18 protein-coding genes are annotated in these 18,133 nt (G+C 67.2%); 4 read left to right on the top strand and 14 right to left on the bottom strand.

Annotated features, from left to right (window positions below; all coding sequences use genetic code 11):
* Nucleotides 1-33: 33 nt before the first annotated feature.
* From atpA to K5L49_RS18770, 8 genes are all read right to left on the bottom strand, one after another.
* Nucleotides 34-1,671, bottom strand: coding sequence for a F0F1 ATP synthase subunit alpha (gene atpA / locus K5L49_RS18805; RefSeq protein WP_223695061.1), 1,638 nt, complete (start codon nucleotides 1,669-1,671; stop codon nucleotides 34-36).
* A 67-nt stretch (nucleotides 1,672-1,738) separates the two neighbouring features.
* Nucleotides 1,739-2,536 carry a F0F1 ATP synthase subunit delta gene (locus K5L49_RS18800; RefSeq protein ID WP_223695060.1) on the bottom strand — a complete coding sequence of 266 codons (798 nt, stop codon included), beginning with the start codon at nucleotides 2,534-2,536 and terminating at the stop codon, nucleotides 1,739-1,741.
* Nucleotides 2,536-3,093 carry a F0F1 ATP synthase subunit B gene (locus K5L49_RS18795; protein WP_223695059.1) on the bottom strand — a complete coding sequence of 186 codons (558 nt, stop codon included), beginning with the start codon at nucleotides 3,091-3,093 and terminating at the stop codon, nucleotides 2,536-2,538. The genes K5L49_RS18800 and K5L49_RS18795 overlap by 1 nt, the downstream gene beginning before the upstream one ends.
* 35 nt (nucleotides 3,094-3,128) lie before the next feature.
* Nucleotides 3,129-3,353: an ATP synthase F0 subunit C gene (gene atpE / locus K5L49_RS18790; RefSeq protein WP_055892042.1), complete on the bottom strand. Its 225-nt coding sequence runs from the start codon at nucleotides 3,351-3,353 to the stop codon at nucleotides 3,129-3,131.
* A gap of 48 nt (nucleotides 3,354-3,401) precedes the next feature.
* Nucleotides 3,402-4,199, bottom strand: coding sequence for a F0F1 ATP synthase subunit A (gene atpB, locus K5L49_RS18785; protein WP_223695058.1), 798 nt, complete (start codon nucleotides 4,197-4,199; stop codon nucleotides 3,402-3,404).
* Between the two features lie 176 nt (nucleotides 4,200-4,375).
* The gene (locus tag K5L49_RS18780; RefSeq protein WP_223695057.1) at nucleotides 4,376-4,873 is read right to left on the bottom strand and encodes a hypothetical protein; all 498 of its coding nucleotides are present in this window, start codon (nucleotides 4,871-4,873) and stop codon (nucleotides 4,376-4,378) included.
* A complete protein-coding gene (locus K5L49_RS18775; protein ID WP_223695056.1) occupies nucleotides 4,870-6,120 on the bottom strand; it encodes an MraY family glycosyltransferase in 1,251 nt (416 codons plus the stop codon). The genes K5L49_RS18780 and K5L49_RS18775 overlap by 4 nt, the downstream gene beginning before the upstream one ends.
* On the bottom strand, nucleotides 6,117-6,854 hold the full coding sequence (locus K5L49_RS18770) for an L-threonylcarbamoyladenylate synthase (RefSeq protein ID WP_223695055.1): 738 nt from the start codon (nucleotides 6,852-6,854) through the stop codon (nucleotides 6,117-6,119). Before K5L49_RS18770 ends, K5L49_RS18775 begins: the two co-directional genes overlap by 4 nt.
* A 62-nt stretch (nucleotides 6,855-6,916) precedes the next feature.
* On the opposite strand from K5L49_RS18770, the gene K5L49_RS18765 reads away from it, so the two are divergent.
* Nucleotides 6,917-7,543, top strand: coding sequence for an HAD-IA family hydrolase (locus tag K5L49_RS18765; RefSeq protein ID WP_223695054.1), 627 nt, complete (start codon nucleotides 6,917-6,919; stop codon nucleotides 7,541-7,543).
* 7 nt (nucleotides 7,544-7,550) lie between these two features.
* Here K5L49_RS18765 and K5L49_RS18760 read toward each other — a convergent pair whose 3' ends face one another.
* The 3 genes from K5L49_RS18760 to K5L49_RS18750 form a co-directional block, all read right to left on the bottom strand.
* Complete coding sequence (locus K5L49_RS18760; protein WP_223695053.1) at nucleotides 7,551-8,975, bottom strand: hypothetical protein; 1,425 nt, start codon at nucleotides 8,973-8,975, stop codon at nucleotides 7,551-7,553.
* A 275-nt stretch (nucleotides 8,976-9,250) separates the two neighbouring features.
* Nucleotides 9,251-10,072 carry an ABC transporter permease gene (locus tag K5L49_RS18755; protein ID WP_223695052.1) on the bottom strand — a complete coding sequence of 274 codons (822 nt, stop codon included), beginning with the start codon at nucleotides 10,070-10,072 and terminating at the stop codon, nucleotides 9,251-9,253.
* Entirely contained in the window at nucleotides 10,072-10,950 is an 879-nt protein-coding gene (locus K5L49_RS18750) for an ATP-binding cassette domain-containing protein (RefSeq protein ID WP_223695051.1), read from the bottom strand. Before K5L49_RS18750 ends, K5L49_RS18755 begins: the two co-directional genes overlap by 1 nt.
* 120 nt (nucleotides 10,951-11,070) lie before the next feature.
* Here K5L49_RS18750 and K5L49_RS18745 point away from each other — a divergent pair, with 120 nt between their 5' ends.
* Nucleotides 11,071-12,033 (top strand): TetR/AcrR family transcriptional regulator, encoded by a 963-nt coding sequence (locus tag K5L49_RS18745; protein ID WP_223695050.1) that lies wholly within the window; start codon nucleotides 11,071-11,073, stop codon nucleotides 12,031-12,033.
* Between the two features lies 1 nt (nucleotide 12,034).
* On the opposite strand, the gene prmC is transcribed toward K5L49_RS18745, so the two are convergent.
* Nucleotides 12,035-12,913: a peptide chain release factor N(5)-glutamine methyltransferase gene (prmC, locus tag K5L49_RS18740; RefSeq protein ID WP_223695049.1), complete on the bottom strand. Its 879-nt coding sequence runs from the start codon at nucleotides 12,911-12,913 to the stop codon at nucleotides 12,035-12,037.
* A gap of 113 nt (nucleotides 12,914-13,026) precedes the next feature.
* Between prmC and cysK the strand changes: the two genes are divergently transcribed.
* Together cysK and epsC are read left to right on the top strand one after the other, a co-directional pair.
* On the top strand, nucleotides 13,027-13,965 hold the full coding sequence (gene cysK, locus K5L49_RS18735; protein WP_223695048.1) for a cysteine synthase A: 939 nt from the start codon (nucleotides 13,027-13,029) through the stop codon (nucleotides 13,963-13,965).
* Between the two features lie 20 nt (nucleotides 13,966-13,985).
* The gene (gene epsC / locus K5L49_RS18730; RefSeq protein WP_223695047.1) at nucleotides 13,986-14,558 is read left to right on the top strand and encodes a serine O-acetyltransferase EpsC; all 573 of its coding nucleotides are present in this window, start codon (nucleotides 13,986-13,988) and stop codon (nucleotides 14,556-14,558) included.
* Between the two features lie 18 nt (nucleotides 14,559-14,576).
* Here epsC and prfA read toward each other — a convergent pair whose 3' ends face one another.
* Entirely contained in the window at nucleotides 14,577-15,656 is a 1,080-nt protein-coding gene (prfA, locus tag K5L49_RS18725) for a peptide chain release factor 1 (RefSeq protein WP_223695046.1), read from the bottom strand.
* A gap of 89 nt (nucleotides 15,657-15,745) precedes the next feature.
* Complete coding sequence (rho, locus tag K5L49_RS18720) at nucleotides 15,746-18,004, bottom strand: transcription termination factor Rho (protein ID WP_223695045.1); 2,259 nt, start codon at nucleotides 18,002-18,004, stop codon at nucleotides 15,746-15,748.
* Nucleotides 18,005-18,133 lie beyond the last annotated feature (129 nt).

Raw genomic sequence — 18,133 nt, 5'->3', positions numbered from 1 at the left:
AATGCTGGTGTCGGATCGTCTGACGACGCCGGCTCAGCGCTTCGCCTTGACGATGCGCTCCTGGTTGACGTCTTCCTGCGCGATCGCCTCGAACTCCTCGCGCCCGACCGAGGCGAGCGGCTTGCCCTCGCCGGTCTGGAACTCGAGCTTGAACTTCTCGACCTCGGCTTCGAGCTTCTCGACAGTCTCGTCGGAGAGCAGGTTCGTCTCGCGCAGCACGTCGAGCACGTCGGAGTTGCGACGCAGGTGGTCGAGCAGCTCGGATTCGAAGCGCAGCACGTCTTCGACCGGAACCTCGTCGAGCTTGCCGTTGGTGCCGGCCCAGATCGAGACGACCTGGTCTTCCACCGGGAACGGCGAGTACTGCGGCTGCTTGAGCAGCTCGGTCAGACGCGCACCGCGGGCGAGCTGGCGGCGGCTGGCCGCATCCAGGTCGGAGGCGAACATCGCGAACGCCTCGAGGGAGCGGTACTGGGCGAGCTCGAGCTTGAGCGTGCCGGAGACCTTCTTGATCGACTTCACCTGAGCGTCGCCGCCGACCCGGGACACCGAGATACCGACGTCGACCGCCGGGCGCTGGTTCGAGTTGAACAGGTCGGACTGCAGGAAGATCTGGCCGTCGGTGATCGAGATCACGTTGGTCGGGATGTACGCCGAGACGTCGTTCGCCTTGGTCTCGATGATCGGCAGGCCGGTCATCGAGCCGGCGCCCAGCTCATCGGAAAGCTTGGCGCAACGCTCCAGCAGACGGGAGTGCAGGTAGAAGACGTCGCCGGGGTACGCCTCGCGTCCCGGCGGACGACGCAGCAGCAGCGAAACGGCGCGGTAGGCCTCTGCCTGCTTCGACAGGTCATCGAAGATGATGAGGACGTGCTTGCCGCCGTACATCCAGTGCTGGCCGATGGCCGATCCGGTGTAGGGGGCGAGGTACTTGAAGCCGGCCGGGTCAGAGGCCGGGGCGGCGACGATGGTGGTGTACTCCATCGCGCCGGCGTCTTCGAGGGCGCCCTTCACCGAGGCGATGGTCGAGCCCTTCTGGCCGATGGCGACGTAGATGCATCGCACCTGTTTGTTGGTGTCGCCCGATTCCCAGTTGGCCTTCTGGTTGATGATCGTGTCGATCGCGATGGCCGTCTTACCGGTCTGACGGTCGCCGATGATCAGCTGGCGCTGGCCGCGGCCGACCGGGATCATGGCGTCGATGGCCTTGATGCCGGTCTGCAGGGGCTCGTGCACGCTCTTGCGCTGCATGACACCGGGAGCCTGGAGCTCGAGCTCGCGACGACCCTCGGTGGCGATCTCGCCGAGACCGTCGATCGGGTTGCCGAGCGGGTCGACGACGCGGCCGAGGTAGCCGTCGCCGACGGGCACCGAGAGGACCTCGCCGGTGCGGGTCACCTCCATGCCTTCGACGATGCCGTCGAACTCGCCGAGGATGACGACGCCGATCTCGTTCTCGTCGAGGTTCTGGGCCAGGCCCGCGACACCGTTCGAGAAGCGGATCAGCTCGTTCGCCATGACGCCCGGGAGCCCCTCGACGTGCGCGATGCCGTCGGACGCGTCGATCACGTGACCGACCTCGGTGGTCTCGGCCTTGCTCGGCTCGTAGTTGGAGACGAAGTCCTTCAGCGCATTCCGAATCTCATCGGGGCTGATCGTTAGTTCTGCCATCGTTGTTCCCTATCTGTGCGGGACTTGACAGTCCCTGGATGCCTGAAGTGGGGCGGAGACCTCTCGGTCAGCCCGCCAACTGAAGTCGTAAATCGTTGATGCGCGAGGCGATGCTGCCGTCGATCACGTCGTCGCCGATCTGCACCCGCAGTCCGCCCATCACGGCGGTGTCGACGATCTGGTTGATCTTCAGTTTCGCTCCGTACTTCTTCGCGAGCCCGGCCCCGAGACGCTCCAGCTGGTCGGCCGGGAGCGGCTTGGCGGTGTAGACGGTCGCGATGGTGAGATCGGATTGGGCGGCGACGACACGGGCCGCTTCGCGCAGACCCTCGCGGATGCTGCGGCCGCGGGGCTGCAGCACCAGCTGGCGCACGATGGCGGCGGTCTGGTCCGAGGCCTTGCCGGCGAGCAGCCGGTCGACCAGCGCACCCTTGGCGGCGGGGTCGGCCAGCTTGCTGCGCAGCGCGAGTTCGAGATCCGCGTTGGAGGTCACGGCACCTCCGAACGTGAACAGCTCCGACGCGATGTCGGTGCCCACGGGCGCCGACTGCGCAATGGCACGGATGCCCAGTTCTTCGATCGCAGCGAGCAGATCGGTCTGGTTCGACCAGCGCTGCCCAGCGATCGCGACCAGCAGCTCGACCGCCGGAGCGGACAGCTGCGGACCGAAGACCTGCGAGACCAGTGCGGCCTTGCCCTTCGGGTCGGCCGACGGGTCGCTGACGACCGCACGGAGCTGGGCGGAGTCGGCGACGACTCGTCCTGCGGCGAACAGGTCTTCAGCCGTCGCCAGATCGGCCTTGGTCCCCTGGGCGGCGAGAGCCGACACGGACCGGGCCAATGCTTCTCTGGTGGCGCTTCCCATTACTTGCTCGACCCTGCCTTCTCGCTGGCCTCGAGGTCGGCCAGGAACCGGTCGACGATGGCCTGCGACTTATTGTCATCGTTGAGCGCTTCGCCGACCACACCGGAGGCCAGGTCGATCGCCAGGGATCCGACCTCGCCACGCAGCGACACGACGGCCGCCTGACGCTCGGCCTCGATCTGGGTCTGGGCGTTCGAGGTGACGCGCGCGGCTTCCGCCGTGGCGTTCTCCTTGGCTTCGGCGACGATCTTCTGACCGTCGGTCCGAGCCTGCTCGCGGATCTTCGCCGCTTCGCTGCGCGCGTCGGCGAGCTGGGCGGTGTACTCCTCGAGGAGCGCCTCCGCCTTGTGCTGTGCCTCGTCGGCCTTGGCGATGTTTCCTTCGATCGCCTCGGCGCGCTCATCCAGCAGCTTCTTCATGCGCGGAAGCACGAGCTTCCAGAAGAAGAACAGGATGATGAGGAAGCAGATCAGCGAACCGACGATGTCGTACCACTCGGGAATGAGCGGGTTGCGCTGCTCAGCTGCCGCTGCGGCGATAACCACACCGTTGAGCATCGTTCCTCCTTACTGAAGAGAGATAAAGAGGACTATTAGGAGGTGAAGATGAAGTAGGTGGCGATACCGATGAAGGCCAGGGCCTCGGTGAACGCGATACCGATGTACATCAGAACCTGGAGACGACCGGCGAGTTCGGGCTGACGGGCCACACCCTCGATGGTCTTGCCGACGACGATACCCACGCCGATGGCGGGGCCGATGGCGGCGAGGCCGTATCCAACGGTGGCAATGTTGCCGGAGATAGCAGCGATGTCCACGTTATGTGTTTCCTTCCGTGATGTGAGCCGCGCGGTCGCGCGGCTCGATTAGTGTTCCTCGGCGACTGCGAGCTGCACGTAGACAGCCGTGAGCAGTGCGAAGACGTAAGCCTGGAGGACAGCCACCAGGATTTCGAACAGGGTGAACGCGAGACCGAACGCCATCGTGCCGACTCCGAAGAGCGACCACCAGCTCCCCGCGGTGAAGAGGAAGAACGAGGTCGCGCTGAAGAACAGCACGAGCAGGAGGTGACCGACGACCATGTTCATCAGGAGACGGAGCGTCAGCGTGACCGGGCGCAGCACGAAGGTCGAGATGAACTCGATCGGCGTCACGATGATGTAGAGGCCTTTGGGCACACCGGGCGGGAAGAGAGCGTTCTTGAAGAAGTTGCCCGGACTCTTCTTGATGCCGGCGTAGATGAAGGTGATGTACGCGACGACCGCGAGCACGAGCGGCACGCCGATCACCGAGGTTCCCGCGATGTTCAGGAACGGGATGATGCCCGTGAGGTTCATGAACAGCACCATGAAGAAGATCGTCGTCAGCAACGGAAGGAAGCGACGGCCGTCCTTCTTGCCGAGGAGATCTTCTGCGATGTTGACCCGAACGAAGTCGAGCCCCATCTCTACGATCGACTGGAAGCGTCCGGGGACGATCTTCATGCGCCGGGTGCCGAGCCAGAAGATCAGGACGATGGCCAACACCGCGATGAAGCGGATGACCATGATCCGGTTGACCTCGAAGCCACCGATGGAAAAAATGACGGGGGGAAAGAACTCATCGATCGACGGACCGTGGAAGCTGCCACCATCGGAGCTTGCGGTCTGGACCAGCAGGTTCACAGCGTTAGCTAACAGCGCTATCTCCTGTTTCGGGGCGTCGAGCATCAGCTCTCGCGACGACGAACATGTGAACACCCTGCATTTCCTCGACGAATAACCTCATTCGAGCGAGTGCTGGGTGGGGGAACTTCTCCAACTCTACAAGAGTTTTCGCAGGGTAACGAATCGGATACGGCTCACCGGTCGCCAGCGGGCTGCTTGGGATCGCTGACATACGGAATGCGTGATCGGAAGACCACGATCATGTCGACGACGAGCGACCCGATCACCCCGGCGATCAGGCTGAGGAACAGCACGACCGGGTTGATCCAGGGCTGGCCCTTGAGCACGACGGCCAGCACGATGAACAGCACGAACTTGAGCAGCCACCCGCCGAGCACGATGCCGAAGAACAGTCCGACGAAGAGTTCGCTGCCGACGAACCGGTTGGCGATCAGGATGCTCAGCGCCGTGATGCCGAGGAAGACGACCGCCATGACCGTGCCGATCAGCGCACTCGTCACACCGACCCATCCGGCGAACACTCCCCCGAGCACGGCGCCGACCACCGCGATGATGAGGGCGAGAAGCGCCCCGTACTTGAGCACATCCTTGAAGACTGGGGTCGAACTCGGCTGTGCGACAGGTGTGCCGCTCTGGCCGGCCGAAGGCGTATCGCTCTCGTGGTCGGTCATCGGATCTCCTTGGGGGCGTGGGCGGTCTGAGGGGTCGCATCGGGCGGGTTCTCGCTCGCGACGTCGAGCTGGTCGAAGCGGGCGGTGGCGTCCGCCTCCGCGGTGCCGGCCGGCGCGAGCTCCGCGGCGGCCTCGGTGACCTTGCGGCGGCTGAGCGGAGCGAGGGTGAACGCGGTGCACACGACGAGGCCGATGGCCACGAAGACGATCGCCATCCAGTACGGATCGAAGAAGAACAGCAGGCAGCCGATGGACAGCACCGCCGTCCAGGCGTAGAAGATCAGCACGGCGTGCAGGTGACTGTGGCCCATGTCGAGCAGGCGGTGGTGCAGGTGCTTGCGGTCGGCGCTGAACGGCGACTTGCCCGCCCGCAGCCGGCGGATGACGGCGAGTCCGAAGTCGAGCAACGGCACGATCAGCACGGCGAACGGCAGGATGATCGGGATGAAGGCGGGCACGAGCGACGACTTTCCGAGCGTCGACAGGGCCTCGGGGTTGATTGTTCCGGTGACGGAGATCGCCGACGTCGCCATGAGAAGTCCGATCAGCAGGGCACCCGCATCCCCCATGAACATCTTGGCCGGATGCCAGTTGAGCGGCAGGAACCCGGCACAAGCGCCGACGAGGATGGCCGCGATCACTCCGGCCAGGCTGAAGTAGTTCTGCGGACTGATCTCCCGCTGCAGCAGATAGGTGTAGACGAGGAACGCACCGTTCGCGATCAGCGCGACACCCGCCACGAGCCCGTCGAGCCCGTCGATGAAGTTGATGGCGTTCATCACCAGCACGATGGCGAACAGCGTGATCAGGATGCTCATCACCGGAGAGCCGACGGTGAGGCCGGCGATCGGCAGCGAGTAGATCTGCACGCCGAGCCAGGCCACGAGCCCCGCGGCGACGAACTGGCCGGCCAGCTTCGTCACCCAGTCGAGATCCCAGACGTCGTCGGCGACGCCGATCACCACGATCAGCAGGGAGGCGCCCAGGATGGCGAGGATCGGCCCCGAATCGGTGAAGATCAGAGCGAGCACGCCGAATTGGCTCGACAAGAGATAGGCGACTCCGAAGGCGACGAGGATGCCGAGGAACATCGCAATCCCGCCCAGCCGCGGCGTCGGGGTGGTGTGCACGTCTCGCTCGCGGATCTTCGGGTAGAGCCGGTAGCGCAGGCTCACCTTGTATACCACCAGGGACATCCCGAAGGTGATCACCGCCGAGATCAGCGCCAGTGCGAGAAGGAGGGTCACAGCGGGGCGTCCGAGGCTTGCCCGGTCGTGTCGGCCGGCTCCGTCGTGTCGGCCGTGGCCAGCTGGTCTCCGACGATCGCACGGATGCGCTCCTCGGAGATGACGCCGTGGCGCAGGATCCGCAACAGTCCGGTGCCCGCGGCCAACGCCGTCGCATCGACGATGGTGGAGGAGGAGTCGCGGTCGTCGACGCGGTCGTACGCGCCGCCGGCCTCCCCGCCTTCGAGGTAGACCTCGACCGAGGAGCCGAGCATCCCCTCGGCCTCGGCCGCGGTACGCGCGGCCGGACGACCGGTGAGATTGGCGGACGAGACGGCGAGAGGTCCGGTCTCGGAGAGAAGCTCAAGCGCGACCGTATCGCTCGGCATGCGAAGGGCGACGGTTCCGCGGGTCTCCCCCAGGTCCCACACCAGCGACGGCTGGGCGGGGAGGACGACGGTGAGACCCCCAGGCCAGAACGCCTGCACGAGATCGGTGACGGCCTGCGGCACGACCTCAGCGAGCGCGGCGAGCGTGGGGATGCCGGGGATCAGCACCGGTGGCGGCGACTGGCGGCCGCGCCCCTTCGCGTCGAGCAGACGTTGCACGGCAGCCGGGTTGAACGCATCCGCAGCGACGCCGTAAACCGTGTCGGTGGGGATCACGACGAGCTCGCCCCGGCCGATGGCGGCGCGGGCCAGCCTCATGCCGGAGAGGAGTTCGGAGTCGACAGAGCAGTCGTAGATGGGAGACATGTCGCCACAATGATAGTTGAGCCATCGGGTTGTTCCCTGCGCTGTGGTCGATACTGGAGTCGATGGATGTCTACTTCTTCGACTGCGACAAGACCCTCTACGACTACGACTTCCACAAGCGCCTGCCGATGCTCGCGACGTTGAGCGGTGTGAGCCAGTACCACCTCGCCTCCACCTGGTGGGCCGGCGGACACGAGCGCGCCGCCGAGATCGGCGAGTACGCCACGAGCGAGGAGTACCTCGACGTCTTCGCCGACGTGACAGGTGCCCGCCTCACACTCGGCCAGTGGCAGCAGGCCCGGAAGGCCGCCATGACCGCCATCCCGGGTTCCATCGCGGCGCTGCACGAAGCATCGCGATTGGGAACCGTGTCTCTGCTGTCGAACAACCCCATCCCGTTCAAAGACTCGCTTCCGGTGCTCACTCCGGAGATCGTGGGCGTGCTGCAGGGGAACGACCTCGTCTCCGCCGTGCTCGGCGCACGCAAACCCGAACGGCGCATCTACACGCGAGCGCTCGGCCGGTTCGGTGTTCCGGCCGGCGACGCCATCCTGTTCGACGACTCCCTCGAGAACGTCGAGGGCGCCCGCGACGCCGGGATGCACGCCTACCATTTCACGAAGCGCGACGACGGCAGTTTCGACACCGACGCCCTGCTCGCCGCCGTGCACGCCTTCGCCGACCGCTGAGGCGGGATCAGTCGGGGTCGGCGAGCGGCGACAACCGGGAACAGTCGACCACAACGTGCCACCCGAGCGTTTCGCGCAGCACGACCGAGTCGAGCTCCGGCTCCCGGATGCACTCGGAACGCGCCGCCGTGACCTGCGGCTGCCAGGCCGGGCCTCCCGATCGTCGCGTCGGCTGCGGACCGACCTGGGCGAGCAGCAGGACCGCAAGCAGCAGGCACGATGAAACCGCGAGGGCGCCCGGCAGCGACGCGCCCGATCCAAGTCTTCTCGGGGCTCGACTGCCCGGGACTCGTTTGACCGGGGCTCGTTTGGCCTGGGCTCGTTTGGCCGGGGCTCGTTTGGCCTGGGCTCGACGCTCCCAGGCGAGGGAGGCGGCGATCGGCACCGTCGCGGCGAGCATCATCGACGGCACCACTCCGTAGCGCATCAGCCACACGGTCCGCAGCTCGTCCTGGGTCATCGACGCGTAATCGTAGAAGCTGTTGGGGTTCGTCGTGAGATCCACGAAGACGCAGACGAGCGATCCGGCGACCAGCGCAACGACGGCGAAACGCCGCTCCCGCCGCCCACGCATCACGGCGAAGATGACGGCCGGCGTCAATGCGACCAGGATCACGAGACCGACCGCCGGCCCCCAGGCGGCGATCAGCGGACCGATCGACGTCTGCGGCACGGCGAGCGGCGTGACCGCGTTGATCAGATACCCGTACAGTTCGGAGAGCAACGGCACCGGCGGGTTCCCCGGATGCGCGCGCGGCCACGCCAGCGTGACGACGACCTGAACGAACAGCCCGAGAAGCAGCCCGGCGCGCACGATCCACCGCAGCGGTTCCCGCGGACGAAGCACTAACAGCGGAAGCAGGAGCAGCGACTGGATCTCGGTGAAGGACGCGACCAGGGCGATCACGCCGAGCGCTACGGCGCCGCGTTGCGTCCGCGGGCGGTACAGCAGCATCCAGAGCAGCGCCCAAAGGAACAGGGAGTGCACATTGGCCGCATTCCCGAGCACCTCGCGCGGGGCCAGCGGCGCGAGCACCGTCAGCGAAGCGACGAGAAGCCGCGCGGGCAGCCAGGGCACGATGTCCCGTGCGCACACGAAGACGACCGCAGCGAGGAAGCCGGCGACGAGGCAGGAGCCGGCGGTCATCCCGATCGCCCACGCGTCGACCGGCAGAAGCACGACGAGCCCGGCGAGGATGCGCGGAACGAGGTGCAGATAGCCGGCATACGGCACGAACAGGGTGTTCAGCAATCCGTGTGCGCCCGCGGCCTGAAGAAAGGTGCGGCCGTCTTCCGCCCAGAGCGTGTCCCGTGCGATCGCGGGAAGACGGAGCCAGGCGACCAGTGCCCAGGCCAGGGCGCAGACGACGGTGAAAGAGGCCAGCACAGGAGCCGGGTGCCGGCCCGCCAGCGAGCGGACCGCCGCGAGCATCGGCCGTATCGCCGTCCAGGGTCTGACAGGCGTGCCGGAAGCAGCTTCTGTTCTGAGCACCGGCACAGCGAACCTCCTCACGCGGGCCCCGCTCCTGCAGCGTGGCACCCTCCGCTCCGCGTTCGCATTCGAATACCACCCCACGACCTACTGATCCCCTCAGACTCTCCGCGCCCCTGCCGCATCATTTGTGCCGAATGTCGGCTCTCAGCGTGCGGGAGTCGACATTCGGCACAAATGATGCGGCCGGGGCGACGGGGACGGCGGAGGGGGCGTCAGCGGCGGGCGGCTTTGCGACGGAAGAGGATCGCGGCCCAGACGTACGCTCCGACGATGATCACCAGGCACCAGCCGAGCGCCCACAGCGGCCGGTCGCCGCTGTCGGTGCCGAGCAGGAGCCCGCGGATCGTTTCGATGATCGGCGTGATCGGCTGGTTGTCGGCGATCCACTGCAACCAGCTCGGCATCGTCTCCGGTGGGACGAAAGCGCTGGAGAGGTACGGCAGGAACAGGAGGGCGAAACCGTAGCTGCTCGCGGCGGAGGGCGTGCGGGCCGCCAATCCGATGGCGGCGTAGAGCCAGGTGATCGCCAGAATGAACAATGCGATGATCCCGAGGGCGCCGAGCCACTCGACCGGGTTGGCGGTGGGTCGGAACCCGACGGCGAGGGCGACGCCGATCACCACCCCGGTGGCGATGAGGTTGCGAACGAGACTCGCGACGACATGACCGGTGATCACCCCGTTCGCGCGGAGCGGCATAGTGCGGAACCGATCGACGATCCCGTTGGTCATGTCCTCGGCCACGTCGACCGCGGTGCTCGAGGAGCCGAAGCCGGCGCAGAGCAGGATGATCCCGGGCACGACGTAGTTCACATACCCGCCTTTCGCGTCGAGCGCGCCGCCGAACACGTAGGTGAACAGCAGCATGAGCATCACCGGTAGCACGACGGCCATTGTGAGGGCCTCGGTGTTGCGCAGCGTGTGGCGCAGGCTGCGGCCGATGAAGACGACGGTGCTCGTGAGACCGGAGACGGTTCGGTCGGCGGGGGCGGATGCCGCGGCCGGGAGGCGATCGGGAAGGAGTGCGGTCGTCATCAGCGGGTGACCTCCAGTTCGGTGAGAGCAAGGAACACATCGTCCATGCTCGGTTTGCGGATGCTGACGCTCGATCCCGGCACGGCCGCCGCGTCGAGTGTGTCGATGGCGTCGCGCAGCCCGTGCACGGTGCCGTCGGTGGGGAGTTCGCGCACGATCTCGTCGTTCGCGTCGCGCAATTCCACGACCTCGCCGCCGACGCGCGCCTTGAGCTCCGCCGCTGTGCCCTCGGCGACGACGAGACCGTGGTCGATGACCGCGATGCGATCGGCGAGTTGGTCCGCCTCTTCCAGGTATTGCGTGGTGAGGAAGATCGTGATTCCCTGCGACGCGAGGGCGAGGATCATCGTCCAGAGGGTCTGCCTGCTGCGGGTGTCGAGTCCTGTCGTCGGTTCGTCGAGGAAGATGACCGGCGGCGTGGCCACCAGGCTGATCGCGAGGTCGAGTCGGCGGCGCATACCGCCGGAATACGTCTTGACCCGCTTGCGGGCGGCATCGGAGAGGTCGAAGCGGCCGATGAGTTCGGCGGCGCGAAGTCGGGCAGCGGCGGGCGTGTAGCCGGAGAGTCGCGCCATCATGCGCAGGTTCTCCTCGCCGGTGAGCACCTCGTCGACGGCGGCTGATTGCCCGGTGAGGCTGATCGAGCGTTTCACACCCTCACGCTCGGCGACGACGTCGTACCCGGCGACGCTCGCGCTGCCCGAGTCGGGCGTCACCAGTGTGGCGAGGATGTTGATGAGCGTCGTCTTGCCCGCACCGTTCGGCCCGAGCAATGCGAAGACGGTTCCGGCCTGCACGTGCAGGTCGATTCCATCGAGGACTCGTTCGTCGCCGAACGATTTTCGGAGGTCGGTGACCTCGATGGCGTTCGTGGCCATGATGGGTTCCCTTTCTTCATGATGTGTACGTCGCAAACTGTTTATGCTGCATACGATTTCGTTTAAGTAATACACAGTTCTAAGATGGGTGTCAACAAACCGGCCGGAAAGGGCAGCACCATGACCGACGACGTTGAAGATGTCCTCCCCCGCGCCGTCGCACTCAGCTGGGGAGTCGCCGAGCGGCCGCAGCGCGGCCCCAAACGCGAGCTCAGCATCGAGAGGATCGTCGACACCGCGATCCAGATCGCCGACGACGAAGGGCTCGCCGCGGTGTCCATGAGCAAGATCGCCACCACCCTCGGCTTCACGACGATGTCGCTCTATCGCTACGTGACGAGCAAAGACGATGTGCTGCTGCTCATGCAGGACACGGTGTGCGCCGTCCCCATCCCCCCCGAGGAGGAAGACGGCGAATGGCGTGACGGGCTGCGGCGCTGGACGGCGACGACGATCGACGTGATGCGCGAGCATCCGTGGTTCCCCGACATCCCGATTCCGGGCATGCCGCTCACACCCAACAACCTCGCCGTCCTCGACTGGGGGCTGCGCATCATGAAAGACCTCCCGCTCACCGGCCCGGAGAAGATGTCGACGGTTCTGCTGCTCAGCTCGTTCGCCCGCGCGTTCGGGGTCGTCGAGCGGGATGTCCAGCGCTCCCGGGAGGCGGAGGGCGCGCAGCGCCGCACCGGCGAGGCGTTCACGACGGCGCTCGCCGAGCTGGTCACCGACGAGCGGTTCCCCTACCTCGGCCCCCTGGTGAGGTCGGGCGTGTACACCGATTCCGAGGGAGACGACGACCAGGACGACTACGCGTTCGGCCTGGAGCGCATCCTCGACGGGGTTCAGCGCTACGTCGACGCGCGCCGCACCGGAGAACCCATCGTCGCCGCCGTCCCCCGCCCGGAACCGGTGCCGTACGACAAGGCCGTGCGGGAGGCGGCGAAAGCCCGCCGGGAGATCGAAGGCCGGCTCCGCGAAGCCCGCAAACGGGAGCGCGAAGCGATCGCGAAGGCGATCGAGCGGCGCACGAAAGCGGTAGAGAAAGCAGAGAAGTCCGCGAAAGCCGCCGCGAAAGGCTAGATCAGCGCACGGCCGTCGTCGTGCGGTCCCGCGTGGTCAGGTCGCGGTGAGTGGCCGCCGCGCGCCAGCCGTCAGCCGTGAGGATGCCCCGGATCTGCTCGCCCTGCAGCTCACCGTGCTCCAGCACCAGTGTGCCGCCCGGGTGCAGCAGGCGGCGGGCGACGTGCGAAAGGACACGCACCACATCGAGCCCGTCCTCGCCGCCGTAGAGCGCGGCGGGCGGGTCGAAGAGACGCACCTCGGGGTCGCGGGGAACGGCCGCCGCCGGGATGTACGGCGGGTTCGAGATCACCACATCCACCTGCCCATCGAGCTCGGGCAGCGCGTCGGCGAGGTCGCCGAAGACGACCCGCGCGTTCTCCGCGCCCGACTCGGCGACGTTGCGACGAGCCCAGACGAACGCCTCGGGCGAGTTCTCCACGGCGAGGATGCGGGCGTGCGGCACCTCGGTCGCCATCGCGAGGGCGATGGCGCCGCTCCCGGTGCCGAGATCAACCCCGATCGGTTCGGGTCCGGGAACGGCACGCAGGGCGTCGATCGCGAACTGCACGACCTGCTCGGTCTCCGGCCGAGGAACGAACACGCCGGGGCCGACCGCGAGGTCGAGGGAACGGAACGGCGCCCGCCCCGTGATGTGCTGCAGCGGTTCGCGCGCGGCCCGCCGCTCGACCAGCACTCGCAGCCGCGCCACGACATCCTCGGACACCGGGGACCCCATCAGCGCCAGCGCCTGGATGCGTCCCCGCCCTTCGCCGAGGACATGCCCGAGCAACAGCTCGGCATCCACCTCCGGGTCGGGGACGCCGGCGCGCCTGAGCACGCCGACCGTCTCGTCGAGGAGATCGCTGACGGAGGCGGGGGGGAAGTCGGGTGGGGTCATCGCGCGTCGAGCCTAGCGGCAAGTCCGGCGGCGTCACACAGCACCCCGCACACCGCGTGAAGATTAGAGTGGTGACGCTCCATCTCCCATTCGCGCGCCACAAGGAAGAGGCCATGACAGGTCAGATCTACGAGAACATCGCCGAAGCGGTCGGACGAACGCCGCTCGTCAAGCTCAACCACCTCACCGAGGGCCTCGGAGCCACCGTGCTCGCGAAGCTGGAGTTCTACAACCCGGCCGGCAGCGTGAAAGACCGTATCGGTGTGGCGATCATCGACGCCGCCGAGAAGTCCGGTGCGTTGCGCCCGGGCGGCACCATCGTCGAGGGCACGAGCGGGAACACCGGCATCGCGCTCGCGATGGTCGGTGCGGCCCGCGGATACAAGGTCATCCTGACGATGCCCGAGACCATGAGCAAAGAGCGTCGCGTTCTGCTGCGCGCGTTCGGCGCCGAGATCGTGCTCACCCCCGGCCCCGACGGGATGCGCGGCGCGGTCGAGAAGGCCAAAGAGCTCGTCGCCTCGACCGACAACGCCGTCTGGGCCCAGCAGTTCGCCAACGAGGCCAACCCGGCGATCCACCGCGCCACGACGGCTGAGGAGATCTGGGACGACACCGCCGGCGAGGTGGACATCTTCGTGGCCGGGATCGGCACAGGCGGCACCATCACGGGCGTCGGCCAGGTGCTCAAGGAGCGCAAGCCCGGCGTGCAGGTCATCGCCGTGGAGCCGATCGACTCCCCCATCCTCAACGGGGGCAAGCCCGGACCGCACAAGATCCAGGGCATCGGCGCCAACTTCGTCCCGGAGGTGCTCGACACCGGGGTCTACGACGAGGTGATCGACGCCTCGTTCGACGACGCGATCGAGACGGCGAAACGCCTTGCGAGCGAAGAGGGCATCCTCGCCGGCATCTCGTCGGGCGCGACCGTCTGGGCCGCCCTCGAGGTGGCGAAACGGCCCGAGAACGCGGGCAAGACGATCGTGGTCATCGTCGCCGACACCGGTGAGCGCTACATCTCGACCGCTCTCTGGGCCGACCTGCTCGACTGACCGGCAGACCCAGCATCCCTATGGCGTTCTACTCCCGAATGCGCGAAGACATCGCGAACGCGCGCCGGCACGATCCTGCCGCGCGGAGCGGCTTCGAGATCGCCGTCGCATACTCGGGTCTGCACGCCGTGTGGTGGTACCGCATCGCCCACCGGATGTGGCGGGCCGGCCTCAAGACGCCGGCCCGCTTCGTCTCGCAGTTCGCGCGCTTCCTCACGGGAATCGAGATCCACCCCGGCGCCACGATCGGTCGCCGGTTCTTCATCGACCACGGGATGGGCGTCGTCGTCGGCGAGACCACCTGGGTCGGCGACGACGTGATGGTTTACCACGGGGTGACACTCGGTGGGAAGGGCAGCGGGCGCGGCAAACGGCACCCGACGATTCAGAACGGCGTCACGGTCGGCGCCGGAGCCAAGGTCCTCGGCTCGATCACCATCGGCGCGCGCAGCGTGATCGGCGCGAACGCCGTCGTCATCCACGATGCCCCGGCCGACTCGGTGCTCACGGGTGTTCCCGCCCGGGCCCGTCCTCGCACCGGCCACGAGCAGATCCCCGGCGACGACTGGCTCGACCCCGCCCTTTACATCTGAGCCCGTCGAGCGCCTGGGTCAGTCGTCGGAGCCGAGGTCGGCGAGGCGGGACTCCTCGTCGGCGAGGATGCACGACTCGATGACGGGCTCCAGAGCGCCGTTCATCACGGCGTCGAGGTTGTACGCCTTGTAGCCGGTGCGGTGGTCGGCGATGCGGTTCTCGGGGAAGTTGTAGGTGCGGATGCGCTCGGAGCGGTCCATCGTGCGGATCTGGCTCTTGCGCACCGCCGAGGCCGCCGCGTCGATCTCCTCCTGCTGGCGGGCGAGGACGCGGGCGCGAAGCACGCGCATCCCGGCCTCACGGTTCTGCAGCTGGCTCTTCTCGTTCTGCATGGCGACGACGATGCCGGTCGGAAGGTGGGTGATGCGCACGGCCGAGTCGGTCGTGTTCACCGACTGACCGCCGGGGCCGCTCGACCGGTAGACGTCGATCTTCAGATCGTTCGGACTGATCTCGACCTCTTCGGGCTCGTCGACCTCGGGGAAGACGAGCACACCGGCCGCCGAGGTGTGGATGCGTCCTTGCGACTCCGTGGCCGGCACACGCTGAACGCGGTGCACGCCGCCTTCGTACTTGAGGTGCGCCCATACGCCCTCGGCCGGGTCGGAGGAGTTGCCCTTGATGGCGAGCTGCACATCTTTGATGCCACCGAGGTCGCTGGATGTCTGCTCCAGGATCTCGGTCTTCCACTTCTTCGACTCGGCGTAGTGGAGGTACATGCGCAGCAGATCGGCGGCGAACAGCGCGGACTCCGCACCGCCCTCCCCCATCTTGATCTCCATGATGACGTCGCGGCTGTCGTTCTCGTCGCGCGGGATGAGCAGCCGGCGCAGCTTCTCTCCCGACTCGGCGAGCTCGGACTCGAGCCCGGGCACCTCTTCTGCGAACGCCTCGTCTTCGGCGGCCAGCTCTTTGGCGGCCGCGAGGTCGTCTTCGAGCTGCTTCCAGTGGTGGTACGCGGCGACGATGCGACTGAGCTCCGCATAGCGGCGGTTGACCTTCTTGGAGCGCACGGGATCACCGTGCAGCTCGGGGTCGGCCAGCTGCTCCTGCAGGTCGTCGTGCTCGGCGATCAGAGTGTTCACCGATTCGAACATCTCACTCTTCTTTCATCAGTTGCCGGTTCCGGACAAGCGAAAGTGCCCGCCCCGATCGGCGGAACCGACGGGGACGGGCACTGATTCAGCTAGCGGTGGTCGTGCTCGTTGGTGTGCGAGTGCGCCGTGCCGTGGCCGTTGACCGGGGCCGCGGGCATCGACTTCTGCACCTGCATCAGGAACTCGACGTTGCTCGTGGTCTCCTTGAGACGGCCGAGCACGATCTCGAGCGCCTGCTGCTGGTCGAGCCCGGCGAGGGCGCGGCGCAGCTTCCAGGTGATCTTGACCTCGTCGGCCCCCATCAGCATCTCTTCGCGCCGGGTTCCGGATGCGTTCACATCCACGGCCGGGAAGATGCGCTTGTCGGCCAGCTGGCGCGACAGGCGGAGCTCCATGTTGCCGGTGCCCTTGAATTCCTCGAAGATGACCTCGTCCATCTTGGATCCGGTCTCCACCAGCGCCGAGGCGAGGATCGTGAGCGATCCACCGTGCTCGATATTGCGGGCAGCACCGAAGAACCGCTTGGGCGGGTACAGGGCCGAGGCGTCGACACCACCGGAGAGGATGCGGCCGGAGGCGGGAGCGGCGAGGTTGTACGCGCGCCCCAGACGGGTGATCGAGTCGAGGAGCACGACGACGTCGTGGCCGAGCTCCACCAGACGCTTCGCGCGCTCGATGGCGAGCTCGGCGACCGTGGTGTGGTCTTCGGCGGGACGGTCGAAGGTCGAGGCGATGACCTCGCCCTTCACCGTGCGCTGCATGTCGGTGACCTCTTCGGGACGCTCGTCGACCAGAACGACCATGAGGTGCACCTCGGGGTTGTTCGTGGTGATCGCGTTGGCGATCTGCTGCATCACGATGGTCTTGCCGGCCTTCGGGGGCGCCACGATCAGGCCGCGCTGGCCCTTGCCGATCGGGGCGACCAGGTCGATGATGCGCTGGGTCAGCTTGCCGGGCTCGGTCTCCAGGCGCAGGCGCTCCTGCGGGTAGAGCGGGGTGAGCTTGCCGAACTCGACGCGGCTGGCCGCCTCATCGACGGTCTGGCCGTTGATCGAGTCGACCTTGACGATCGCGTTGTACTTCTGGCGGCTGTTGTTCTCGCCCTCGCGCGGCTGGCGGATGGCACCGACGACGGCGTCGCCCTTGCGCAGGTTGTACTTCTTGACCTGGCCGAGGGAGACGTAGACGTCGTTGGAGCCCGGGAGGTAGCCGGAGGTGCGCACGAACGCGTAGTTGTCGAGCACATCCAGGATGCCGGCGACCGGGATCAGCACATCGTCGTCGGCGATCTCGGGCTCGAACTCATCGCCCGCGACACCGCCGCGACGCTTGCGGTCGCGGTAACGGCTGCGACCGGAACGGTCGGCGTCGGACTGCGCCTGCGCGCTCTCCTGCTGACCGTTGCGGTTCTGCTGCTGCGCGTTGCGGTTCTGCTGGCCGTTCTGGCCCTGCTTGCCGCCCTGTTCGCGCTCGCTCTGCTCGCGCTCCGCCTGCTCGCGGTTCTGGCCGCCCTGGTTCTGCGCGGGCTGCTGACCCTGCTGAGGCTGGTCGGCGTTCTGCCCGCCATTGTTGTTCTTGTTGCGGTTGCGATTGCGACCACGGCCCTGACGCTGCTGGCCCTGTTCGCCATTCTGCTCGCCCTGCGCATCGTCGGCGGGTGCGTCGGACTTCTCCGACGACGCATCGGCGGCCTGCTCGGCCTGCTCGGGCTGTTCGGGCTGTTCGCTCTGCGCGCGACCGCCGCGACGACGACCGTTGCGCTGACCGGACTCGGCCTTCTGGCCGTTCTGGCCCTGGCCGTTCTGGCCCTGCGACGCAGCATCGTCCGACGCCGGAGCGTCTTCCGTCGCCGGGGCCGACTGGCGGGCGGCCGACTCACGGGAGGCGAGAGCCGAGTCGAGCAGCGCATCGACATCCGGGATGAGGGAGTCGACGCCGGTGGCGCCGGCGTTGAGGTGGGTGGCGGCGGGGACGCCGAGAGCGTCGGCGCTGCTGGCGCGGCGCGGCGCACGCTTGCGCGACGTCACGGGCGGGGAGACCGGCTCGGGAAGCAGAGAGTCGCCCACAAGCGGCTCGGCCGAGACCGGCTCGGCGATGAGCGGCTCGAGAACGACCTGCTCGGCCGCCTGCTCGGCGGGGTGCGTCTCGGCCTCGGGCAGCCGGTCGCCGGCAGTGGCGCCCGCCGCCTGGGCCTGCGCCGTGGAGACAGCCTCCACGAGCTCGCCCTTGCGAAGCTTGTTGGCGCCCTGGATGCCCAACTCGGCGGCGAGAGCTTGCAGCTCCGCCACTCTGAGGGACATCAGTTCGCTGGTGTCCACGCCCCCGGCGTGGAGATTGACATCAGTCACTGAAGAGGATTCCTTTCCTCCGACGTGCGACTTTCGCAGTCGTCTGGAGCGCGCGTCACATGAACTGCCCTGTGCGTGAAGCCACTGGCGCGATGCGTTCTGATCCGCTCGACGCCGGTACTCGATCAG

Origin of the sequence: Leifsonia poae (assembly GCF_020009625.1) — a bacterium.
Lineage (GTDB): Bacteria > Actinomycetota > Actinomycetes > Actinomycetales > Microbacteriaceae > Leifsonia > Leifsonia poae_A.
Note: the sequence above shows the minus strand (reverse complement) of the source record. Positions and strands in the feature narration are given on the sequence as shown.